Origin of the sequence: Streptomyces populi (genome assembly GCF_002911015.1) — a bacterium.
Classification (GTDB): Bacteria; Actinomycetota; Actinomycetes; order Streptomycetales; family Streptomycetaceae; genus Streptomyces; species Streptomyces populi.
Genome location: NZ_KZ626901.1, coordinates 25,721 through 49,259, shown reverse-complemented (window position 1 = coordinate 49,259; position 23,539 = coordinate 25,721). Strand labels below are relative to the sequence as shown.

Genomic DNA, 23,539 nt, shown 5'->3' with positions numbered 1-23,539 from the left:
CGTGCCGGTACATCGAATGCCCGCAGGCCGGACGGATCAGAACCGACGCACGCCTCGAAACCCCGCTGAGATCCGTCCGGATGCGGGCGGATGTACCGGCACGGCCCCGACCCCCCACCGCACCGGCGCCGGATCCGAACCGGGCGGAAAGGCGGGCGAGCGACCGCCGGGGCCTCTATGCTCGAGTCGGCGATATATCTGACTGAGTCAGTCATCCGGGCCGAGCAGGCCACCCGCGACCGCGCACAGCCGACCTCCGGGGCCGATCATGACCGTCCAGGACATCCGCTCCTTCAACCGCTTCTACACGAACGTCATCGGCGCGCTCGACTACGGCCGCCACCTCTACGCGCCGTACACGCTCACCGAGTCCCGCGTCCTCTACGAACTGGCGCACACACCCCAGGCGGACGCCGCCGACCTGCGGACCGAGCTCTCCCTGGACTCGGGCTACCTGAGCCGCATCCTGAACAAGTTCGAGCAGGACGGCCTGGTCGAGCGCGCCACGTCCGAGAAGGATCCGCGGCGGCGCAGGATCACGCTCACCGCGCACGGCCGGGACGCCGCCGCGCTGCTGGACGAGCGGGCGCGCGGGACCGTGGGCACGCTGCTGGCGACCGTGCCGCCCGCCGACCGGCCGCGGCTCACGGAGGCGATGCTCACGGTGCGCACGCTCCTGGGCGACAGGCGCACCGCACCCCGTCCCGAGGACGTCCTCCTGCGCGAACCGGGCCCCGGCGACCTCGGCTGGATCGTGCAGCGCAACGCGGCGCTGTACGCGGCCGAGTACGGCTGGAACGCCGACTACGAGGGCCTGGTCGCGAGGATCGTCGCCGACTTCGCCGAGGACCACGATCCCCACCTGGAACGGGTGTGGATCGCCGAGCTCGACGGGCGGCCCGTCGGATGCGTGATGTGCGTACGGGACGAAGCTCCCGGCACCGCCCGCCTGCGGCTGCTGCTGGTCGAGCCGGAGGCGCGGGGGCTCGGCGTCGGCGACCGTCTCGTCGGGGCCGTCATCGGCTTCGCGCGCGGCGTCGGCTATCACGAGCTCGTCCTGTGGACCAACGACGTCCTGACCGCCGCCCGGCGCATCTACCGGCGCCACGGCTTCACCCTGGTCGCCGAGAAACCGCACCGGTCCTTCGGCGCGGACCTGACGGGCCAGGACTGGCGGCTGGACCTGCGCGCCGACCTGGACTGACCCGGACCACGACGGCATGCCGGACGCCCACCGCAATCCGAACGGACCCCGCCAAGCCCCGAACGGACGTCCGCCAGGACCCGAACGGACGTCCGGCGCGCCCGGAATGCGGACAGCCCGTCCGCCCGCTGAACGAAGCCGCATCGCAGAGTTAACTCAAAAACCCACCGAATGGAACCGCTCCCGCAACCTGGGCACGGGACCGTACTCCCCCAAGCGACCTGTTCTCATGGGGAGTTGGCATATATGCAAGGCACTGTGGACGACTTCGCGTTCGGGGCGGTGACGCCGGCGGCCTCCTACCTCGTCGCCTGTGTGGGCAGCGCCCTGGGGCTGCGCTGCGTCGTCCGGTCCCTGAACAACCGGCAGTCGTGGAAGCCCGGCTGGCTGGCCCTCGGGGCGGCGACCATCGGCTGCGGCATCTGGACCATGCACTTCGTCGCGATGGTCGGCTTCAGGATCCAGGGGATCCCGATCGACTACGACGCCCGTCTGACGTCGCTCGGCCTCGTCGTGGCGGTCGCGGTGGTCGGCCTCGGCGTCTTCGCCGTGGGATACCGCGGAGCCACCCCCGTCACCCTGACCGCCGCCGGGATCCTCACCGGGCTCGCCGTGGTGGCCACGTACTACATCGGCATGGCCGCGCTCGAGCTGAACGGGGCCCTGGAGTACGACTCGCTCACGGTCGCGGTCTCCGTGCTGACCGCGGTCACCGCCGCGACCGCCGCCCTGTGGACCGCCGCCTCCTACCGGGGGTTCCCGGCCGCCCTCGGCGCCACCCTCCTCATGGGCGTCGCCCTGACCGGCACGCACTACACCGGCATGGCCGCCCTCGGCGTGCACCTGCGCGGCGCGACGGACGCGTCGTACATGACCGGGACGTACGGCAACGCCTCACCGGTCTCGATCCTGCTCCCCATGATCATCGGACCGGTGGTCTTCCTGATCCTGTCCGGAGTGGTGGTGATGTTCGACCCCCAGCTCGTCCTCGGCGGCGGGGACTGGAGCCGGGCCACCCCGCGTCGGCGCCGGGTCGCGGTCGCCGCGCCCGAACGGCCCGCGCAGCCCCCGCAGAACGCCTCGCTCTTCGAGCCCCGGGACCAGCCGGTGGGCCGGCACGCCGGTCCGCGCGGGCGGTGAGCCGCGCCGTCCCGTCCGGCAGGTCGTCGACGCCGTCCACGGCGACCAGCCGGACGGGACGGCACCAGCACCCGGAACGGTACGGACCGCCGTCGCCCGCCTCCCGAAAGGACGCCGTCAGCGGACCGTCGTCAGCGAACCGTCGCGCCGGCCGCCCGGGACACCGCCCCGGCCACTCTCGCGGACAGCCGGTCCCGGCACTCGGGCCACTCCGCCGCCGTCACCGAGAAGACCGCGGAGTCGCGCAGCATGCCGTCCTCGCCGGGCGCCCAGGAACGGGACCAGTTGCGCAGGACGCCCTCCAGGCGGGCGCCGGTGGCCGCGATCGCCGCGCGGGAGCGGGCGTTGCGGGCGTCGGTCTTCAGATCCACGCGGGCCACGCCCCACTCCTCGAAGGCGTGCCGGAAGAGGAGGAGCTTGGACTCGGCGTTCAGGCCGGTGCCCTGGGCCGAGGCCGCGAGCCAGGTGAACCCGACCTCGACGGCGTCGAGCCGGTCGTCCGACCGCCAGCACCGCGGTTCCCAGTACGAGGTGGCGCCGACCGCCCGTCCGGAGGCGAGGGAGATCTGCGCGTAGGGCGCGAGCCTGCCCGTCGCGGCGCGGGCGAGCTGCGCGTCGACGTAGTCCCCGACCTCGTCGGCCCGGGGCACCCAGGTGAACGCGTACGAGTCCCGGTGTTCCTCCGCCGCCTCGGCGAGGTCGGCCGCGTGCCGGTGGCCGAGCGGCTCCAGCCGTACCAGCGTGCCTTCGAGGACCGGCCCCTCCAACTGGAAACCCAACGCCCCGCGTCCCTTCGCCGAACCGATCGTGTCCGCTGTGATTCCTACGCGGCGGAGTCGGCCCGCGTCCAGCGGTTATACGTCCTCCACCGTGCCCGCGAGCCGGGCCCGTTCGGCGGCCAGGACGGTGAGGTGGCTGGTCAGGGACTCTCGGGGGCCGGACTTCACCAGGGCGGGGTTCCCGGTGGCGACGGCGGCGACGAAGGCGTCCATCAGGCCGGCGTCGCCCCCGCCGTGGCCGCCCGCCGCGTCCATGCCGCCCACGGCGTCCAGGTCGACGGCCTCCTCGGTCCGGGTCAGGAAGTCGTAGACGCTCAGACTCCTTCCGTCGCCGCGCAGTTCGCCGCGGGTCCCGAAGATCCGGGTCCGGCGGTCGGCCTGTTCGGTGAAGGCGGTCATGGTGAAGGTGGCGGTGGCCCCGGAGGCGAACTCCATCGACACCACCTGGTGGTCCACCACGTCGTTGTCGCAGGCGTACACGCACCGCCCGTACGGGCCCTCGCGCAGGGCGGTCTCCAGCGCCCCGGGGGTGAAGTCGTCGACCAGCACGCTCAGCGGCCAGCGGTGCTCGCCGCGGGCGAGCCGGTCGCCGTACTCGCGCCGGGCGGAGTAGGGGCAGGTGTCCTCCACCCGGCAGTCCAGACAGCGGTCGGCGGCGCCCTCGGGCCTGTTCTCGGGCCGGAAGTGCGACAGGCGTCCGAAACTGGAGACGCGGACCGGGGGTTGGCCGAGGACGTACTGCAACCAGTCGATGTCGTGACAGGACTTGGCCATCAGCATGGACGTGGCCCGGTCCGTGCGGCCCCAGTTGCCGCGGACGAAGGAGTGGGCCTGGTGCCAGAAGCCGACGGGCTCCAGGTGCTGGACGTTGACGACGTCACCGAGCCGGCCGGAGTCCACGACCTCCTTCACGGCGCGGGTGTACCGGGTGTAGCGCAGGACGTGTCCGACCGAGAGGATCACACCGGCCCGCTCCACGGCGTCGACGATCCGCCGGCACTCGTCCTCGGTCAGGGCCATCGGCTTCTCCAGCATGACGTGGTAGCCGAGGGCCGCGAACTCCAGGACGGGTTCCAGGTGTTCACGGTCGAGGGTGCAGATCAGCACGGCGTCCGCGACGCGGCCGCGGGCGGCCAGCTCCCGCCAGTCGTCCACGGCGGCGTCCGGTTCCAGGCCGTGGGCGGCCACGAGGCGGTTCCGCCGGGTCTCCCGGGGTTCGGCGACGGCCACCACCCGGGCTCGCTCGGGATGGTCCAGGGCCCAGCACGCGTAACCGGTACCCCGCTGCCCGGCACCGACGACGGCGAGTGTGACGACGGAGGGGACGGAGGACATCTGTTCACCGCTTTCCGGTCGGATCGCAGGCGCGGTCGGCGCCGTCCGTCGGGAAGCTATCCGCCCCGGATCCCCCGCGACAAGACGGCAGCGGGGCTCCTCGCGCCCGCTCAGCCGTCCTCTCCGGCCGCGGCCCACGCCCCGAACACCTCGTGGAAGTCCGGGAACGTCTTGCGGACGCATCCGGGGTCGTCGAAGCCGATGCCCGGGGTGCGCAGCGAGGTCACCGCGAAGGACATGACGATGCGGTGGTCGCCGTACGTCCTGATCTCCGTGGCGGCGGGGACGCCCGGGTGGATCTCGATCCAGTCGGGGCCGGTCTCCACCCGGATGCCGAGCGCCCGGAGGTTCTCCGCGCAGGCCTCGAGCCGGTCGCACTCCTTGACCCGGGTGTTGGCGACGTCCTCGATGCGGACCGGGCCGTCGGCGAAGGGCGCGATCGCGGCGAGCGTCGGCATGGTGTCGGAGATGTCCCGCATGTTGACGGTGAGGCCGCGCAGTCCGCCGGTGCCGCGCACGGTCGTGCGGTCGGGTCCGGTCTCCACGTGCGCGCCCATGCGGCGCAGGACGTCCACGAAGGCGAGGTCGCCCTGGAGCGCCCCGGCGCCGAGGCCGTGCACGGTGACCTCGCGGCCGGTCAGGGCGGCCGCCGCGAAGAAGTAGCTCGCGGTGGAGGCGTCGGGTTCGACGGGGTAGGTGGTGGCCCGGTAGCCGCCGGGCGCCACCTCGAAGACGTCGCCGTCCACGGTCACGTCCGCCCCGAACGCGCGCATCATCGCGAGGGTGATGCCGATGTACGGGGCGGAGACCAGCTCGGTGACCTCGATGCGCAGGCCCGTGCGGGTCAGCGGGCCGAGCAGGAGCAGGGCGGTGAGGTACTGGGAGGACTGGCCGGCGTCGAGGGTGACGGTGCCGCCCTCCACCCCGGACGCCGTGATGCTCAGCGGGTGGTGGCCCTCGGCCTCCTCGTGCCGGAGGTCCACGCCGAGGTCGCGCAGCGCCCGCGACAGGGGCCCGAGCGGCCGTCGGCGCATCTGGGCGGAGGCGTCGAAGCGGTAGGTGCCGTGGCCCGCGGCGACGAGGGTCGGCAGGAAGCGGGCCGTGGTCGCGCCGTCCCGGCAGTACACGTCGGCCCGCTCCACCGCCGGACCCCCCGGACGGCCGTCGACGTGCCAGCTGTCCGGGGTCCGGCCGACGCGGTAGCCGAGCCGGGTCAGGCCCTCCGCGAAGCCCTCGGTGTCGTCCGAGCGGAGCGGGCGGACGAGACGGGTGACCCCGTCCGCCGCGGCCGCCAGGAAGAGCGCGCGGGCGGTGATGGACTTGGAACCGGGAATGTCGACGAGGGCCATGGGGTCATGCTGGCGCCCCGACCCGTTCCGGCGCCGGAACGTCCGCCGACTGGACCTTTCGCGGCGTGCGCGAGGTGAGTGCCACCCCGCCCACCAGCAGGGCCGCCGACGCCCACCGCAGCGGGCCGACGCCCTCGTGCAGGAACAGTGCCGCCGACGACATCCCGAAGACCGGGACGAGCAGCGAGAAGGGCGCGACGGTGGACGCGGGGTGCCGGTGCAGCAGCCAGCCCCAGGCGCCGAAGCCGAACACGGTCGTGATCCAGGCGACGTAGACGACGACTCCGGCGCCCTGCGGGTCCAGGTCCCGGAGCGCGTCGAGGTCGCGGGAGGGGCCCTCGGTGAGCAGGGACAGACCGAGCAGCGGCAGGACGGGGACGGTGCTCACCCACACCATGAAGTTCAGCGGGTCGGGCGGGGACGCCTTGCGGGTGAGGACGTTGGACAGCCCCCAGCAGGCCGCCGCCGCGATCACCAGGGCGAAGGCGCCGAGGGGGCCGGCCGTGCCCTCGTCGACGGCGGCCAGGACCACGCCGGCGAGGGCCACCGCCATGCCGCAGAGCCGGACGCGGCCGGGGCGTTCGCCGAGGAAGGCGAAGGCGGCGACCGCGGTGAAGACCGCCTGGACCTGGAGCACGAGCGAGGAGAGTCCGGCGGGCATCCCCGCGTCCATGCCGATGAACAGCAGCCCGAACTTCGCGACGCCGAGGACGAGTCCCACCGCCACGATCCACTTCCACGCCACCTTGGGGCGGCCCACGAAGAACACGGCGGGCACGGCCGCCACGAGGAAGCGCAGGGCCGAGAAGAGCAGGGGCGGGAAGTGGCCGAGCCCGATCTCGATGACGGTGAAGTTCACGCCCCAGACGGCGGCGACGAGGACGGCGAGACTGATGTGCGCGGGTTTCATGCGTCGAGCATCGGATGCCGTCACCATGTAGCACCAGCGCGAATGTCTGCATGGATGGATGAAGCAACGCTTACGTATGCTGGGAGGAGCCGGAAAAGCCGCATCGCCGACCGGGAGGCATCCGTGCTCGATCTCCAGCGCCTGCGCGCGCTGCACGCCGTCTCGGTGCACGGCACGGTCGGCGCCGCCGCGGCCGCGCTCGGCTACACGCCGTCCGCCGTGTCCCAGCAGATCGCGAAGCTGGAGCGGGAGACCAGGACCGTACTGCTGGAGCGGCGCGGCCGCGGGGTCCGACTCACCGAGCAGGCCGAGCAACTCGCAGCCACTGCGCAGCAGTTGCTGTCGATCGTGGAGCGGGCCGAGACCGAGCTGGAGGAGCGCCGGGGGATGCCGGCGGGGCGGCTGACGGTGGCCGCGTTCGCCTCGGCGGCCCGCGGTCTGATGCCCGCCGTCCTGGCCGATCTGGCCGCCCGGCACCCGGCCCTGGACACCCGGCTGACGGAGGTCGACCCGCACCTGTCCGTCGACCTGGTCGCCCGGGGCGCGGTCGACATGGCCGTCGCGCACGACTGGGACATCTCGCCGCTGCCCGCCCCGCCGGGGGTGGAGCAGGCGGTGATCGGGGACGACCTGTGCGATCTGCTCGTCCCCGCCGGACACCCCTTCGCCGGACGGGCCTCGGTACGGCGCGAGGACCTGGGCGGCCAGCGGTGGATCTGCCAGCCGCCGGGCAGGGTCTGCCACGACTGGCTGGTGCGCACGCTGCGCGCGGCGGGCAGCGAGCCGGACATCGTCCACCAGGCCGAGGAGAACCCGACCCTCGTCGCCCTCGTCGCCGCCGGTCTCGGCGTCGCCCTCATCCCGCGCCTCGGCCGCGGCCCCCTCCCCGAAGGGGTGGTGGAGGTACCCCTCGACCCGCTGCCCGTCCGTCGGCTGTACGCGCTGTGGCGCTCGGGAGCGGCGCGCCGTCCGGCCATCGCCGAGACGGTCCGAACCCTCCAGTCCCACTGGCCCACCGTGACGAAACACCCCTGACCCCACAGCCGGAGCCCGACGCAAGGGCTCGCGCCGCCCACCCCACGGCTCCGCAGGTCCGGGCGGTTCTTTCGCCCCCTCCGCCCCTACCCTTCCCACCCCTGGGGCTCCGCCCCGGACCCCGCTCCTCAAACGCCGGAGGGGCTGAAACTCACGCCGATGAGGGGCTGCGCCCGAACCACGACGCACCCGCAGCCGGGTACGCACGCGAGGGGCCGCGCCGGTACATCGATGCCCGTCGCCACCGACGCCCACATCCCTGTCCGACGGCGACGGGCTGATGCACCGGCACGGCCCCGCCCCACCCACCGGCACGGCGCGCCCTGCGCACACCCTTGACTGGAAGAAACTTCCCGGATAATCGTGACTCCTCGGAAGTTTCCTTCACGAGGGAAGGAGCGCTTGTGCGCGACTCCAGCACGGGAAGCACCGCAAGACCGTCCGGGCCGGTGGAGCCGGACAGACCGTCAAGGCCCTCCCGGCGCACGGTCCTCGCCGCCACGGCGGGCATCACCGCCGCGCTGGCCGCCGGTCCCCGCGCCCACGCGGCGCCCGCCCGCCCGGGCACCGACAAGGCGCTGCGCGCCCTGATCTCCCGTATGACGCTGGAGGAGAAGGTCGGCCAGCTCTTCGTCATGCGGGTGTACGGCCATTCGGCCACCGCGCCCGACCAGGCCGACATCGACGCCAACCTCAAGGAGATCGGCGTCCGCACGGCCGCCGAGCTGATCGCCGAGTACCGCGTCGGCGGCATCATCTACTTCGCCTGGGCGCACAACACCCGTGACCCGCACCAGATCGCCGCGCTGTCGAACGGCATCCAGCGGGCCTCGCTGGAGCTGCCGCGCGGGCTGCCGCTGCTGATCGCCACGGACCAGGAACACGGGATAGTGGCCCGGGTGGGCAAGCCCGCGACGCTGTTCCCGGGCGCCATGGCGCTGGGCGCGGGCGGTTCGCGGGCCGACGCGCGGACGGTGGGCCGCATCAGCGGCGCCGAGCTGCGCGCGCTCGGCATCAACCAGGACTACTCCCCCGACGCCGACGTGAACGTCAACCCGGCCAACCCGGTGATCGGCGTGCGCTCCTTCGGCGCCGATCCGGAGGCGGTGGCGGGCCTGGTGGCGGCCGAGGTGAAGGGGTACCAGGGCTCGGGGGTCGCGGCCACGGCCAAGCACTTCCCCGGCCACGGCGACACCGCCGTGGACAGCCACTTCGGCTTCCCCGTCATCACCCACAGCCGCGAGCTGTGGTCGGAGCTGGACGCGGTGCCCTTCCGGGCGGCGATCCGCGCCGGCATCGACTCGATCATGACCGCGCACATCATGGTCCCGGCGCTCGACCCCGCCGGTGACCCCGCCACCCTCTCCCACCCGATCCTCACCGGCATCCTGCGCGGCGAACTGGGCTACGACGGCGTCGTGGTGACGGACTCCCTGGGCATGGAGGGCGTCCGGACGAAGTACGGCGACGACCGCGTTCCCGTCCTCGCGCTCAAGGCCGGCGTCGACCAGCTCCTCAACCCGCCGGACCTCGGCGTCGCGTGGAACGCGGTGCTGAACGCCGTGCGCGGCGGCGAGCTGACCGAGGCCAGGCTCGACGAGTCGATCCTGCGCATCCTGCGGCTCAAGGCGAAGCACGGGCTGCTGAACGACCCGTACGTCCCCGACGCGGACGTCGACCGGGTGGTCGGTGTCCCGGCGCACCTCAGGGCCGCCGACCGGATCGCCGAGCGCACCACCACGCTGCTGGTCAACGAGGAGGGACTGCTCCCGCTGTCCCGGCGGCGCACCCCGAGGGTGCTGGTGGTGGGCGCCGATCCCGCCTCGCCGTCGCTGTCCGACGGGCCGCCCACCACCGTCATGGCCGCCGCGCTGAACGGACTCGGGTTCACCGCGACGGCCCTGTCCACGGGTACGGCGCCGTCGGCGGCCACGATCACCAAGGCCGTCACGGCGGCGGCCGACGCGGACGCGGTGGTCGCCCTGACGTACAACCTGACGGCCACCGGGTCCCAGAAGACCCTGGTCGAACGGCTGGTCGCCACGGGTGTCCCGGTGACCGCCGTCGCCGTCCGCAACCCGTACGACATCGCCCAGGTCCCGGGGGTCGGCGCCTTCCTGGCGTCCTACTCCTGGACCGACGTCGAAGTGCGCGCCGCCGCCCGGGTGATCGCCGGCCGGGCGGACCCGCGCGGCAGGCTGCCGGTGCCCGTACAGCGGGCGGACGACCCGGCGCGGGTGCGGTCCCCGATCGGGTACGGGCTGACGTACTAGGACCTGCCCGGGGCCGTGCCCGCCCACCTCCACGCGGGCGGGCACGGCCCCGGTCCGGCTACGGACGCAGGGTCATGTCCCGTTCGACGTCGCGGTCGTCCAGCCTCGCGTCGAACCGCGCGAGCGGCCGGGCCGCCGACGGGTTCGCCCGGACCGTCGCGGAGGCGACCCCCGCCCAGTCGAGGATGCGGGCGGTGGCGAGCGCCTTCTCGTCGGCGACGAGCCCGGCGACGTTCGCGCCGTGGTTCAGGCCCGGGGCCGTGAAGACGTAGGAGTCGCGTGCCTTGGAGCCGAGGCGGAACCGCTCGGCGCCCCAGGGGTCGTTCTGGCCGTAGACGAAGAGCATGTGGTTCGCGTGCCGGCGGACCCAGGTGTCCACGTCACGCATCGCTCCCGGCTGGAACCTCATCGGAATGGAGCGCGGCACGAAGTTCCGAGGCGGCTGGTAGCCGTACCGGACGTACTTCTTCTCGATGTACGGGAAGTGGATGGTGGGGGCGCCGAGTTGGGTGCCCGCCTGGTAGTAGTACGGCGTGTACGTCTCCAGGCCCTGGTCGGTGTAGGCCGAGAAGCCGGAGATGCCGTCCACCGAGTCCCAGATCGCCTCGTCCGTCGCGTGGGCGGCGTCCGCCGGGATCGTGTCGCAGTCCTTCAGCAGGCTGTACTGCCAGAAGCCCCACACGTAGTCGAGGACGACCGCCTCGTAGGCCCGGTCGAGGCCGCCGATGGTCGTGAACGTGTAGCCGTTGTCGGCCGCGTACTGCTCGTACTTCTTCTCCAGGGGCTCCCGGCGCACCAGGGCCTCGCGCTGCACGGCGTTCAGCCGGTCGCGGCACTCCTTGGTGCCGACCTGCGCGAAGAAGCGGTCGTACGCCGAGTCCTCGTCGTTCACGACGTCGTTGGGCGCCACGTAGGCGACGACGCCGTCCATGTCGCGCGGGTAGAAGCGCTCGTAGTACGTGGCGGTCATGCCGCCCTTGGAGCCGCCGGTGGATATCCACTTCTGACCGTAGATCTGCTTCAGCGCCCGGAAGATGCGGTGCTGGTCGCCGGCCGCCTGCCAGATGTCGAGCTTGGACCAGTCGGCCGGGTCGGGCCGGGACGGCGTGAAGAAGCGGTACTCCATCGAGACCTGGTTGCCGTCCACGATCTGGGTCGGTTCGCGCCGGCTCGGGTTGACGGAGACGTTGTAGCCGCCGGTGTAGAAGACCGTCGGGCGCGCGGTGTCCTTGTGCAGCACGGTGATCCGCTGCTGGAACGTGCCCTTGGACGGGTGCCGGTGGTCGACGGGCTGGGTGTAGTTCAGGACGAAGAACCGGTAGCCGGTGTACGGCTTCTCCTCGACGAGGCTCATGCCCGGGATCGCGAGGAGCCGGTCCAGGATGTCCTTGTTCTCGTCGGCCGTGCCGGTGGTTCTTGCGGTGCGGTGGGCCACCGCCGGGCCGGCGGTGGCCGTCCCGGCCGTGCTCAGCGTGCCGATGAGCACCGTGAGCACGAGCAGCCCTCTGAGCGCCTTGCGCATGCACCCTCCCCTGGGATACGCGGTTGTCCGCCGGAACCTAACGGAGCAACTCCCGTGACACCAGGGGGTCTTGGGTCATACGTGGTTCAGCACAGGATCCAGCCGGAACTCACCGATCCCGATCCGACCGAGCCCTTGACCCGCACGCAGCGGTGGCCCGCGTACAGGGTCACCGGGCCCGCGTGGTGCGCGAAGCGCCCGGAGTTCATGACCGGCCGGCCGCCGCGGGCCTGCACGCTGACGGACATCCGCTTGCGCGAGCCGTGCGCCCCGGGAAAGGTCACGGCGCAGACGTAGCCGCTGCGCTTGTACACCTGCACGGAGCCGGTCGTGAAGGGCAGGGTGCGGACCTTGCGGCCCGAGCAGAAGGGGGAGGCGGCCTGGGCGCTGCCCGGGCTCATGAAGGCGAGCAGTCCGGCCGCGGCCAGCACGGCCGTGCCGAGCGCCAGGCGTCGGCGTATCGCACCACTGTCCACTGTCGTCCCTCCCGCAGCAATCAGCGTACTGGTGTACGGACGCAGGACATGCGGCGGACGGTTGCGTACCGCTACGACTTCACTGTGGGGCGCGTCTCACCCGTGCGAGGTTTTTTCCTTTTTCGGACACAACCGTGCCGGTTTCCCCTTTGTCCAACGGAGCAGGAAACGAAAGGCGGTTACCCATGTCCGGCATCACGTCCTCCCTCACGACCGGTCGCGCTCTCGTCGCCGCGGCCCTGCTGATCGCCGCCGGCGCCTCGGTGCCGGCCGTCGCGAGTTCCACCGCGGCACCGCCCGCCCGCAGCGGGAGCAGCGGCCCCGCCTACGACCGCGTGGCCGACTTCTACGGCGCCTACATCGACGCCGTGACCGACGGGGGCTCCGGCACCCTGGGCACGCGGCTGCGGACCTTCTACCTGACCCCGGCCCTCCGCTCCCAGCTCGCCGGCTGGGAGCACCGGCAGCACGCCGACGGGGTGCTGCGCGCCCAGAACGTGCCGAGCGCCTGGCGGGTGACGGCGGGCGACAGCGGCGCCGGGCACACCTGGTCGACGGTCCGGCTGACCTGGGGCTCCCCGCAGCACCCGACGTACACCTATCTGACGGTGCAGTCGGATCTGGCGACGAAGAAGATCTCCGGCATCAAGCCGAGGAGCTGACGGGCTCCTCGGGCTCCGGGGAACCCACGAAGGTCCGCCACAGCTCGGCGTAACGGCCGTCGAGGCGGAGCAGTTCCTCGTGGGTGCCGTCCTCGGCGACCCGGCCGTGGTCCATCACCACGACCCGGTCCGCGCGGGCGGCCGTCGTCAGCCGGTGGGCGACCACCAGCGTCGTACGGCGGCCCGCCAGCCGGTCGGTGGCCTGGTTGACCAGGGCCTCGGTCGCCAGGTCCAGCGCGGCCGTCGCCTCGTCGAGCAGCAGCACGTCCGGGTCGACCAGCTCGGCGCGGGCCAGCGCGATCAGCTGGCGCTGCCCGGCGGAGAGGTTGCGGCCGCGCTCGGCGACCTCGTGGAGGTAGCCGCCGTCCAGCGTGGCGATCATGTCGTGGGCCCCGACCGCGCGGGCGGCGGCCTCCACCTCGGCGTCACCGGCGCCCGGACGGCCGTAGGCGATGGCGTCGCGGACGGTCCCCTGGAAGAGGTAGGCCTCCTGCGGGACGACACCGAGCCGGTGCCGGTAGGAGGTGATGTCCAGGTCGCGCAGGTCCGTGCCGTCGACCGTCACCCGCCCGGACGTCGGGTCGTAGAACCGGGCGACGAGCTTGACGAGCGTCGACTTGCCGGCGCCGGTCTCGCCGACGAAGGCGACGGTCTGCCCGGCGGGGATGCGCAGCGACACCGCGCTGAGCGCCTCCTCGGCGTCGTCCTCGCGGCCGTAGGCGAAGCCGACGTCCTCGAACGCGATCTCGCCCCGCAGCGAGGTGACATCGCGCGGCGCGGCGGCGGCCTTCGTCGAGGCCGGTTCGCGCAGCAGTTCCTGGATGCGGCCGAGCGAGACGGTGGCCTGCTGGTAGCCGTCGAACACCTGGGAGAGCTGCTGCACGGGCGCGAAGAACAGGTCGATGTAGAGGAGGTAGGCGACCAGGGCGCCGGTGGTGAGCGTGCCGGAGCCGATCCGGTGGGCGCCCACGATCAGCACGGCCGCCGCGGCCCCGGAGGCCAGGAGCTGGACGAACGGGAAGTAGACGGAGATCAGCCACTGGCCGCGGATGCGGGCCCGGCGGTAGCTGTCGCTGCCCTCCGCGAACCGCCGCGCGCTCGCGTCCTCGCGCCGGAACGCCTGGAGGATCCGCAGCCCGGACACCGACTCCTGGAGGTCGGCGTTGACCACCGACACCCGCTCGCGGGCCAGCTCGTACGCCTTCACGCTCGCCCGGCGGAAGAAGAACGTGCCGACGACGAGCGGCGGCAGGGTGGTGAAGACGACCAGCGCCAGCTGGAGGTCGATCACCAGCAGGGCGGCCATGATGCCGAAGAAGGTGACGACGGAGACGAACGCGGTCACGAGCCCGGTCTGGAGGAACGTCGACAGCGCGTCGACGTCGGTCGTCATCCGGGTCATGATCCGGCCGGTGAGCTCGCGCTCGTAGTAGTCGAGTCCCAGGCGCTGGAGCTGCGCGAAGATCTTCAGGCGCAGCGCGTACAGGACCCGCTCGCCGGTGCGGCCGGTCATCCGGGTCTCGCCGATCTGCGCGGCCCACTGCACGAGCACGGTGATCAGCGCGAGGGCGGCCGCCGCCCAGACGGCGCCGAGGGCGAGCCGGGTGACGCCCTGGTCGATGCCGTGCCGGATCAGGATCGGCAGCAGCAGCGTCATGACCGCGTCGACGGCGACCAGGGCGAGGCTGACGAGGAGCGGGGCGCCGAAGCCGCGCAGGAGCCGGCGCAGTCCGTAGGAGTCCTCGGGTGTGACGGCGCGGACCTCGTCGACGTCGGGCACGTCGGTGGCCGGGGGCAGTGCCTCGACCTGGGCGAGCAGTCCGGGGGTGGCGGGCATCCCGTCGAGCGCGGTGTCCCGGGGTTCACGGTCGCCGGTCCACAGGTGCGGGGTCACCCCGCGCTCGGCGTCGAACTCGGCGTCCAGCTCCTCGCGTACGGAGGTGTCCTCGCGCGGCGCGGCCGGCAGGGCGTGTCCCGGGGAGACGCCGCCCAGCTCGTCGGGGTCGGTGAGCAGCCGCCGGTAGAGCGCCGAGCGCTCCTGGAGCTCGTCGTGGGTGCCGATGTCGGCGAGCCGGCCGCCGTCCAGGACGGCGATGCGGTCGGCGAGGTTGAGGGTGGAGCGGCGGTGCGCGATGAGCAGGGTCGTACGGCCCTCCATGACCTGCCCGAGCGCCTCGTGGATCTCGTGCTCGACCCGGGCGTCCACGGCGGAGGTGGCGTCGTCGAGGACGAGCAGCCGCGGGTCGGTGAGGATGGCGCGGGCGAGCGCGACGCGCTGGCGCTGGCCGCCGGAGAGGGTGAGGCCGTGCTCGCCGACCTTGGTGTCGTAGCCGCCGGGCAGCTCGGCGATGAAGCGGTGCGCCTGGGCCGCGCGGGCGGCGGTCTCTATCTCGTCCTGGGTGGCGTCGGGGCGGCCGTAGGCGATGTTGGCGCGGACGGTGTCGGAGAAGAGGAAGGAGTCCTCGGGGACGAGCCCGATCGCGGCGCGCAGGGACTCGGCGGTCAGCTCGCGGACGTCGTGCCCGCCGATGAGGACGGCGCCGTGCGTCACGTCGTAGAAGCGGGGCAGCAGCAGCGAGACCGTCGACTTGCCGGAGCCGGAGGAGCCGACGACGGCCAGGGTCTCGCCGGGCCGGATCTCGAAGCTCAGCCCGTTCAGGACGGGCCGGCCCTCCTCGTACCCGAACGACACGTCGTCGAACTCGACGGTGGCGGGCGCGTCGGCCGGCAGGGTCTTGGTGCCGTCCTTGATCGACGGTTCGGTGTCGATGAGTTCCAGCACGCGCTCGGCGCCCGCGCGGGCCTGCTGTCCGACGGTCAGTACGACGGCCAGCATCCGCACCGGTCCGACGAGCTGCGCGAGGTAGGTGGAGAAGGCCACGAAGGTGCCCAGCGTGATCTGGCCGCGCACGGCCAGCCAGCCGCCGAGCGCGAGCATCGCGACCTGGCCGAGGGCGGGCACGGCCTGGAGGGCCGGGGTGTACCTGGCGTTGAGGCGGATGGTCCGCAGCCGGCCCGCGAAGAGCCGCCGCCCGACCTCGCGCAGCTTGCCGGTCTCCTGTTCCTCCTGGCCGAAGCCCTTCACCACGCGGACGCCGCTGACGGCCCCGTCGACGACACCCGCCACGGCGGCGGCCTGCGCCTGCGCGTACCAGGTGGCGGGGTGCAGCCGGGAGCGGCTGCGCTTGGCGACGAACCACAGGGCCGGGGCGACGGCCAGCGCGACCAGGGTGAGCGGCAGGGACAGCGCGGCCATGATCGCGAGGGAGATCAGGAAGAGCAGGACGTTCCCGATGGTCATCGGGAGCATGAACAGCAGGCCCTGGATCAGCTGGAGGTCGCTGGTCGCGCGGCCCACGACCTGTCCGGTGGACAGCTCGTCCTGGCGCCGCCCGTCCAGCCGGGTGATCGTCCCGTACATGTCGGTCCGCAGATCGTGCTGGACGTCGAGGGCGAGCCGGCCGCCGTAGTAGCGGCGGACGAAGGTGAGGGCGTACACGAGGACGGCGGCGCCGAGCAGCGCGCCCGCCCAGGGGGCCATGCCCCGGCTGTGGTCGCCGATGACGTCGTCGATGATCACCTTGGTGATCAGCGGGACCACCGCCATCAGGGCCATGCCGCCCAGCGAGGAGCCGAGCGCGAGCACCACGTCCTTCGGGTACCGCCAGGCGTACCCGGCGAGCCGCCGGGCCCATCCCCGTTCCGTCGCCACTTGGGCACCTTCCGTAGATCTCACTCCGCCGGAAGGCACCAACACCGGGCGAAGCGGATTTCATCCCTCCGCAATAATCGCCTGCCCGCTCGTCCTCTTGTCATCCGTCCGCACGACACACGTCCGCCCGCCGGGCACGGTGGCCGGGCGGGCGGACGACGGAGTGCGGACGTGACGACGCGGGGCCCCGGCCCCGGTCAGTCAGCTCGCCGGGACGGCCGGGAAGGCCTCCGCGGGCTGCGAGGTCGGCGTGAACCGCTGGGGGGCGACCGAGGTCGGCACGAGGTCCTTGTGGATGACCTTGGCGACGGCCTGGATGGTGGCGACGCCGTAGTCCATGGTGCTGCTGCCGACGGTGAGCACCGACATCATGTAGTCGCGGCCGCCGCCGTTGAAGGTGCCGAGGCTGTGCACCCGCCACGCGTTCGAGGAGCGCGAGAGCCAGCCGTTCTTGACGTGCACGGCGACCGTCGAGGGCGCCCCGGCCGGTGTCCCCCAGCGCTGCGAGGAGACGACCTGGCCCATGAGCTTCAGGATGTAGGCGCGGGCGTTGTCGCTCAGCACCGTGTTCTTGGCGGTGACGAGCTTGAGCAGCTTCTGCTCGTCGGTGACGTTGATCTGGGTCAGACCCCAGTAGCCGCCGGTGCCCGGCGTGGTCTTCGTCATCCCCGCGGCGGTCAGGAAGCCCTTGATCTTCGTCATACCGAGCTGGTTCCACAGCTTGGTGGTCGAGGCGTTGTCCGACTGGGTGATCATCTTGGTGGCGAGCGACGTCTCGGTGCTCGTCAGGTAGCGGTTGTGCTTCTTCGCGTCCCACAGCAGCGCGGCGAGGACGGTGACCTTCACCGTGCTGGCCGAGTCGAACGAGGTGGTGGCGCGGAGCGTGCAGGTGGTGTTGGTCGCACGGTCGTACAGACCGACCGCGACCGTGCCCCTGCGGTTCGCGAGCGCCGCGGTGATGTCCGTCTTCAGCTTGGCGGCCAGACCGGCCTTGCTCGACGTGCAGCTGACCGTCGGCGCCGGCGCGGCTGCCGCCGGGGCCGCGCCGACCGCGATCGGCACGATCACCGCGGCACCGATGCTCGCCGCGAGCACACGGGCACGCCGGGATATCCGGTGAGTCATGGAGGTTTCCCATCCCCTTGAAGCGATACGGACGCGCCAAGGGCGCGCCCGCATCAATGACTCACCGAGGGGTCCGATAGTTGTACGGGCGTTCTAGGTCCAGGAGTTCAGGCATCGAGCCCGACACACTTTCGCCATGCCTCTGACAAGCACTGTCGGTGTCGTCCTAAGATCACCGGCGGGGCCGAGGCCTCCCCACCCCCCTGCGTTGCGCCTCCCGCGGGGACACCCTCTTCGCGCTCGCGCCATCGGGAGCCTGTATGAGCATCACCACGCCGCCGCGGCCGTTCGACGTCACCGCGCTCTTCCCTCAACTGGCCCCGCTGGCGCGCACGGCGACCCGGCTGCACCCGCGGCCCGGGGCGCCGACCGTGCACGACAGCTCCGTCGGCGGCCCGCTCCTGTGGCCCGCCGACGAGGCGTGGCCGCACTGCTCGGGACCCCACGTACGGTACGGGCGGAGCCTGGCCCTCTCACCGGACGACGTCCGGTGGGAGCGGCGCGTCCGGGTGGAACTGGCCGCCCGGCCGCACAGCGACCCCAGCCTCCCCCTGGCCGCCCGGTACACGCCCGAGGAAGCAGCGATCGCGAAGCGGATCAAGGCCGGCCGCCCGTGGCCCGAGGGTCCCGTCGCCATGCTGCCCATGGCCCAGCTGTATGTGCGCGACATCCCCGGCCTGCGCCCGCCCGGGCAGTCCGAGGCCGATCTGCTCCAGGTTCTCTGGTGTCCCTTCGATCACCCGGCGAACCCCACGACCGCGCTGCGCTGGCGGTCCACCACCGAGATCACCGACGCGCTCGACGCACCGCCCGAGCCGCCCGCGATGCAATTCCGCGGCTACCTGCCGGAGCCGTGCCTGCTCGCACCGGAGCAGATCACCGAATACCCCAACTCTTTGGAACTGAGCAAGGAGCTGCGACAGGAGCTGCGCGACTGGACCAGGTGGCAGGCGGCCGGAACGGCGGTGGACAGTTCCTACTCGGTCGCTCCGGACGAGTTCTACGCGAGCCGGCTGTCCGTCGCCCCCGGTTGGAAGGTCGGCGGCTGGACCCGCTGGGGTCTCACCGACCCCACGCCCCGGCGCTGCCGGGAATGCGGCACCGAGGCAGACCCACTGCTGACCATCGCCAGCTCCGAATGGAGTGCGAACACCGAGAGCTGGGCCCCTGAAGAAGACCGGACGGACCTCGCCGCACTAGGGCCCGGCGAGGCGGGCGCCTCGGCTCTCCGCGACGCGGTGGACGTCACACAGCGCCTCGGCCAGGCGGGCGGCCAGGAAGCGGAGTTGCGCGGACGTGGCCCCGTGGTCGGTGAGCATGTCGGCGGCGTGGGCGAGGAGTTCGTCGGCCATGGCCAGTTGCACGGCCTCCACGGAGTCGGCAACGCGGGAGAGGTATCCGGTCCCGTCGCCCACGAGATAGCAGCGCTTGCCCTCCGCGCCCGTCCACGGCAGCAGGCGCAGGGGGCCGTCCTGGTCCTCGATCACGCGAGTATCTCCGTTTCACCTTGCGTAGCGATTCACTCACAGCGTACGACGGCTCGGTCTAGGCTCGCCAGAGGGCGGAGTGTGACCAGTCATCTGTCACAAAGGGGTGGCCATGACCAGTACGTACGGCGACTGGCTCAAGCAACAGCGGGAAGCGGCGGGGCTGACGCAGCAGCAACTGGCCGACATGACGGTGATGACGCGTTCGCACATCGCCCACATCGAGGCGGGCCGCCGCATCCCGTCCCGGGAGGACGCGCGGCGCCTGGACACCGCGCTGAACACGGGCGATGTCCTGAGCAGCTTCCTGCCCACGGAGGACGTGGCGGTCGCCGACTACTTCGAGGCGGCCCGGCTGCTCGAACAACAGGCGGTGATGATCCGCGAGTTCGCGCTGTCGTTCGTGCCCGGCATCCTCCAGACGGAGAGGTACGCACGTGCGGTTCTGAGTACGGCGTTCCCCCGGGTGAGTGGAGAGGAATGTGACAGGCGCCTTGTCACACGCCTCGAGCGGGCGAGGATCCTCGACGATCCGGTGACGCCCGCGGTGTGGGCTCTGCTGGACGAGGCGGTACTGCGTCGCCAGATCGGCGGGCCGAGTGTCATGGCTGAGCAGATCAGTCATCTCGTGCGGCTCGGCGAGAGCAGCCGCATCCAGGTGCATGTGGTGCCGTTCGAGTTGGGCGTCCATCCACTCCTCAGCAACATGCTCACCCTGATGTGGTTCGAGGATCAGCCGCCTCTGGCGTACGGCGAAGGTCTCCACATGGGCAAGCTCCATGACGCCCCATCCGTGGTCCAAGACCTACAGCATCGCTACGATTTCGCGCTGGGCAACGCACTGCCGCTCAAGGAATCACTGGAGCTACTCAGAGCAACAGCAAGGGACTACGAACGCCATGACTGACCAAGCCATCCCGAACGCGGCAGCACCGACAGGCTGGCGCAAGTCCTCCTACAGCAACGATCAGGGTGGCAGTTGCCTGGAGGTGCAGGACGGCCACCCGGCGGGCGTCCCCGTCCGTGACTCCAAGGTCCCGCACGGCCCCGCGCTGATCTTCGGGGCAGCCGCATGGTCACCGTTCGTGTCCGCTCTCAAGGCCGGGTTCGCCTCCGCCTGATCCGGTACAGCGGCAGCGCCCTCTCACAGACTGCGCCCAGCTTCACCACAGTCGGCACCCATCGGGTGTCTGCATGGTGCAGTGGTGACATCTGCCACCGATCCACTCCCCCAGCCCACCGTGACCCCCGACCCGCCGCCGGTCACGCCATCAGCGCCGCCGCAGGGCTCGCCCCGCTGGTCGCTCCCCGCGCTGATCGCGATCCTGATCCTGGCGGGGGTGCTCTACTCCTGGAACCTCTCCGGTTCCGGTCTGAACAGCTTCTACAGCTCCGCCGTGTTCAGCGGCACGCAGAGCTGGAAGGCGTGGTTCTTCGGCTCGCTGGACGCGGGCAACTTCATGACCGTGGACAAGCCGCCGCTCGCGCTGATGGTGATGGGCCTGTCCTGCCGGATCCTCGGTTTCGGGACCTGGCAGATGATGCTGCCGATGATCCTGGTCGCGCTGGCGACCATCTGGATCCTGCACGCCTCGGTGAAGCGGGTGTGGGGCCACGGCGCCGCGGCCGTCGCCGCCCTGGTGCTGGCGCTGACCCCGATCACGGTCGCCATCAACCGGGACAACAACCCCGACACCCTGCTGGTGTTCCTCATGGTGGCGGGCGCGGCCCTCACCCTGCGGGCCACCACGAACGGCCGGCTGCTGCCGCTGCTCGGCTCGGCCGCCTGCTTCGGCCTCGCGTTCAACACGAAGATGCTCCAGGGCTACATCGCGCTGCCCGCCGTCTTCGCGGTCTACCTCTACGCGGCCACGCCGAAGCTCGTGAAGCGGATCGTGAACCTGCTGCTCGCGGGCGTGGTCCTGGCCGTCTCCAGCTTCTGGTGGGCGACGGCCGTCTCCCTCGTGCCCGCCGACGACCGGCCGTACATCGGCGGTTCGACGGACGGCACCGCCTGGGACCTGATCATGGGCTACAACGGCCTCGGCCGGGTCTTCGGCGGCGAGGGCAACGGCGGGGGCGGCGGAGGCGGAGGGGGCGGCTTCTCCGGCACCGCGGGCCTGGGCCGGCTGTTCAACGACATCCTGGGCGGCCAGATCTCCTGGCTGATCCCGTTCGCGGCCGTCGCCCTGGTCGGCGGGCTGGTGCTGTGCGGGCGTGCCCCGCGCACCGGCCTCACCCGCGCCGCGCTGGTGCTGTGGGGCGGCTGGACGCTGCTGCACTACCTGACCTTCGCCATGGCCGAGGGCACGATGCACCCGTACTACACGACCGCGGTCGCCCCCGGCATCGCGGTGCTGTGCGGGGGCGGCGGTGTGATGCTGCTGCGTGCCCTGCGCGGCGGCGACGCGCGCTGGTCGTGGGTGCTGCCCGCCGGACTCGCGGTCACCGGCGTCTGGGCGGTCGTGCTGCTGCGTCGGGCCGTCGGCTGGAACACCTGGCTGTGGCCGTCCGTCGCGGCGGTGACGGTGCTCGCGGCCGTGGGCCTGTTCGTCTTCCGCTCCGGCAACCGCGCGCGACTGCTGACGGCCTCCGTGGCCGCGGCGGTCGTGGCGGGCCTCGCGGGTCCGACGGCGTACGCGGTCGCCGTCCCGACGAGTTCGGGCGGCGGCGGGATGGGTGGCACCAACCCGACCGCGGGGCCGACCACGAGCGGCGGCTTCGGCGGCGGTCCCGGCGGCGGCCGGGGCGGCTTCCCCGGAGGCGGCCAGGAACCGGGCGGCAACGGCGAGACGCCCGAGGGCTTCCCCGGAGGCGGGCAGGCACCCGGTGGCGGCGGCGAGCTGCCCGAGGGCGGCTTCCTCGGAGGTGGCCAGGACGCGGGCGGACCGGGCGGCGCGAACGGGGAGTTCCCCGGCGGCGGCCAGGCGCCCGACGGCAACGGCGAGACTCCCCAGGGCGGTACCGGCGACCGGCCGGGCGGCGCGGGCGGCTTCGGCGGAGGCGGCATGGGCGGCACCATCAGCAGCGCCCTGGTCTCCTACCTGGAGAAGCACCAGGACGGTGCCAAGTGGCTGCTCGCGGTGTCCAATTCGCAGTCCGCCGGGCAGCTGATCCTGAGCACCCACAAGCCCGTCATCTCCATGTTCGGCTTCACCGGCAGCGACAACGGCATGACGGTCGCCAAGCTCGAGGAGCTGGTGAAGAAGGGCGAACTGCACTACATCCAGATCGGCGGCGGGGGCATGGGCGGCGGTATGGGCGGCGGCAACAGCGCCAGTTCGGCCGTCACCGCCTGGGTGGAGAAGAACGGCACGGCGGTGAAGGAGAGCGAGTACGACAAGTCGGCGTCGTCCGGCTCCACTTCGACGTCCGGCTCCGGCTCCGCGTCCGGCTCCCCCTCCTCGAACAGCGGCCGGTCGGCCTCGACGCTCTACCGGCTCGACCCCTCCGACCTCGACTGATCCCGCGTCCCGGCATACCCCGACGGACGTCCCCCGGCCCCCATTGGTCGCGGGACGTCCGTTCCGTCATGTCCCGCGAAGAAAAACCGAGTTGTTGAATCCCGACACAGAACCAACACGCCCCCTTAACCCTCAGAACCGCATGTCCATGTCACCCTCCCGATTACCCGCTCCATTCAACCCGCGTAGAACGGACACCCCACGATGCCCGCCACGCAGATACGCCGTTGGAAGACCCTGGCGGTGGCCACCTCCGCAGTCCTCGTCGGGATCACCCTTCCGACGCTGACCGCGACCCCCGCGAGCGCCACCACCACCGCGTACGACAGCACGTACTACAAGAACGCGATCGGCAAGTCCGGCACGAGCCTGAAGTCCTCGCTGCACACCATCATCAGCAGCCAGACCAAGATCTCGTACTCCGCCGTCTGGAACGCGCTGATGGCCACCGACCAGGACCCGAACAACAGCAGCAACGTGATCCTGCTGTACAGCGGCGTCTCGCGCGCCAAGTCCCTCAACGGCGGCGACGTCGGCGACTGGAACCGCGAGCACACCTGGGCCAAGTCGCACGGGGACTTCGGCGAGGTGACCGGCCCCGGCACCGACCTGCACCACCTGCGTCCGGCGGACGTCCAGGTCAACAGCATCCGCGGCAACCTGGACTTCGACAACGGGGGCAGCGCCGTCACCAACGGCGGCGGCAGCAAGGTCGACTCCGACTCCTTCGAGCCGCGCGACGCGGACAAGGGCGACGTGGCCCGCATGATCCTCTACATGGCGGTCCGCTACGAGGGCGACGACGGCTTCGCGAACCTGGAGCCCAACGAGAAGGTGAACAACGGGAGCAACCCCTACATGGGCAAGCTCTCCGTCCTCAAGGCGTGGAACGAGCAGGACCCGCCGAGCGCCTTCGAGGAGAAGCGCAACCAGGTCATCTACGACTCCTACCAGCACAACCGCAACCCGTTCATCGACCACCCGGAGTGGGTCGAGGCGATCTGGTAGACGGGCGGGCCCGTGAGCCCCGGGACCCCTTCCGCTCGGGAGGGGTCCCGGGGTGGCG

General features: G+C 71.9%; 18 protein-coding genes. 9 read left to right on the top strand and 9 right to left on the bottom strand.

Annotation, left to right across the window (positions count from 1 at the left end):
* The first annotated feature begins 268 nt into the window (after positions 1-268).
* Positions 269-1,204, top strand: a complete 936-nt coding sequence (locus tag CW362_RS27235; protein WP_103552196.1) for a bifunctional helix-turn-helix transcriptional regulator/GNAT family N-acetyltransferase — start codon at positions 269-271, stop codon at positions 1,202-1,204.
* 246 nt (positions 1,205-1,450) lie between these two features.
* Positions 1,451-2,344 carry an MHYT domain-containing protein gene (locus CW362_RS27230; protein WP_103552195.1) on the top strand — a complete coding sequence of 298 codons (894 nt, stop codon included), beginning with the start codon at positions 1,451-1,453 and terminating at the stop codon, positions 2,342-2,344.
* Positions 2,345-2,475: 131 nt separating this feature from the next.
* Here the strand turns inward: CW362_RS27230 and CW362_RS27225 are convergent, their stop codons facing one another.
* From CW362_RS27225 to CW362_RS27210, 4 genes are all read right to left on the bottom strand, one after another.
* Positions 2,476-3,123, bottom strand: coding sequence for a GNAT family N-acetyltransferase (locus CW362_RS27225; RefSeq protein WP_103552194.1), 648 nt, complete (start codon positions 3,121-3,123; stop codon positions 2,476-2,478).
* Positions 3,124-3,198: 75 nt separating this feature from the next.
* Positions 3,199-4,458, bottom strand: a complete 1,260-nt coding sequence (locus tag CW362_RS27220) for a Gfo/Idh/MocA family protein (RefSeq protein ID WP_103552193.1) — start codon at positions 4,456-4,458, stop codon at positions 3,199-3,201.
* 110 nt (positions 4,459-4,568) lie between these two features.
* Positions 4,569-5,807 carry a 3-phosphoshikimate 1-carboxyvinyltransferase gene (gene aroA / locus CW362_RS27215; protein WP_103552192.1) on the bottom strand — a complete coding sequence of 413 codons (1,239 nt, stop codon included), beginning with the start codon at positions 5,805-5,807 and terminating at the stop codon, positions 4,569-4,571.
* A 4-nt stretch (positions 5,808-5,811) separates the two neighbouring features.
* Entirely contained in the window at positions 5,812-6,717 is a 906-nt protein-coding gene (locus CW362_RS27210) for an EamA family transporter (protein WP_103552191.1), read from the bottom strand.
* Between the two features lie 123 nt (positions 6,718-6,840).
* Between CW362_RS27210 and CW362_RS27205 the strand changes: the two genes are divergently transcribed.
* Complete coding sequence (locus CW362_RS27205; RefSeq protein ID WP_103552190.1) at positions 6,841-7,752, top strand: LysR family transcriptional regulator; 912 nt, start codon at positions 6,841-6,843, stop codon at positions 7,750-7,752.
* Positions 7,753-8,156: 404 nt separating this feature from the next.
* Positions 8,157-10,025, top strand: a complete 1,869-nt coding sequence (locus CW362_RS27200; RefSeq protein WP_103552189.1) for a glycoside hydrolase family 3 protein — start codon at positions 8,157-8,159, stop codon at positions 10,023-10,025.
* Between the two features lie 58 nt (positions 10,026-10,083).
* Here CW362_RS27200 and CW362_RS27195 read toward each other — a convergent pair whose 3' ends face one another.
* Together CW362_RS27195 and CW362_RS27190 are read right to left on the bottom strand one after the other, a co-directional pair.
* A complete protein-coding gene (locus tag CW362_RS27195; RefSeq protein WP_103552188.1) occupies positions 10,084-11,547 on the bottom strand; it encodes a S28 family serine protease in 1,464 nt (487 codons plus the stop codon).
* 86 nt (positions 11,548-11,633) lie between these two features.
* The gene (locus CW362_RS27190; RefSeq protein ID WP_103552187.1) at positions 11,634-12,023 is read right to left on the bottom strand and encodes a hypothetical protein; all 390 of its coding nucleotides are present in this window, start codon (positions 12,021-12,023) and stop codon (positions 11,634-11,636) included.
* Between the two features lie 185 nt (positions 12,024-12,208).
* Here CW362_RS27190 and CW362_RS27185 point away from each other — a divergent pair, with 185 nt between their 5' ends.
* Positions 12,209-12,685, top strand: a complete 477-nt coding sequence (locus CW362_RS27185) for a hypothetical protein (protein WP_103552186.1) — start codon at positions 12,209-12,211, stop codon at positions 12,683-12,685.
* Here the strand turns inward: CW362_RS27185 and CW362_RS27180 are convergent.
* From CW362_RS27180 to CW362_RS27165, 3 genes are all read right to left on the bottom strand, one after another.
* Positions 12,669-16,397, bottom strand: coding sequence for an ABC transporter ATP-binding protein (locus CW362_RS27180; protein WP_103552185.1), 3,729 nt, complete (start codon positions 16,395-16,397; stop codon positions 12,669-12,671). The genes CW362_RS27185 and CW362_RS27180 overlap by 17 nt on opposite strands.
* A gap of 201 nt (positions 16,398-16,598) precedes the next feature.
* Positions 16,599-17,522: a serine hydrolase gene (locus CW362_RS27175; protein ID WP_103552184.1), complete on the bottom strand. Its 924-nt coding sequence runs from the start codon at positions 17,520-17,522 to the stop codon at positions 16,599-16,601.
* Positions 17,523-18,718: 1,196 nt separating this feature from the next.
* A complete protein-coding gene (locus CW362_RS27165) occupies positions 18,719-19,009 on the bottom strand; it encodes a hypothetical protein (RefSeq protein ID WP_103552182.1) in 291 nt (96 codons plus the stop codon).
* Between the two features lie 112 nt (positions 19,010-19,121).
* On the opposite strand from CW362_RS27165, the gene CW362_RS27160 reads away from it, so the two are divergent.
* The 4 genes from CW362_RS27160 to CW362_RS27145 all read left to right on the top strand — a co-directional run bounded on the left by CW362_RS27160 (position 19,122) and on the right by CW362_RS27145 (position 23,481).
* Positions 19,122-19,916, top strand: coding sequence for a helix-turn-helix domain-containing protein (locus CW362_RS27160; protein WP_103552200.1), 795 nt, complete (start codon positions 19,122-19,124; stop codon positions 19,914-19,916).
* Positions 19,909-20,130: a DUF397 domain-containing protein gene (locus CW362_RS27155; RefSeq protein WP_103552181.1), complete on the top strand. Its 222-nt coding sequence runs from the start codon at positions 19,909-19,911 to the stop codon at positions 20,128-20,130. Before CW362_RS27160 ends, CW362_RS27155 begins: the two co-directional genes overlap by 8 nt.
* A gap of 84 nt (positions 20,131-20,214) precedes the next feature.
* Positions 20,215-22,473 carry an ArnT family glycosyltransferase gene (locus CW362_RS27150; RefSeq protein WP_103552180.1) on the top strand — a complete coding sequence of 753 codons (2,259 nt, stop codon included), beginning with the start codon at positions 20,215-20,217 and terminating at the stop codon, positions 22,471-22,473.
* Positions 22,474-22,677: 204 nt separating this feature from the next.
* A complete protein-coding gene (locus CW362_RS27145; RefSeq protein ID WP_103552179.1) occupies positions 22,678-23,481 on the top strand; it encodes an endonuclease I family protein in 804 nt (267 codons plus the stop codon).
* The last annotated feature ends 58 nt before the right edge of the window (positions 23,482-23,539 follow it).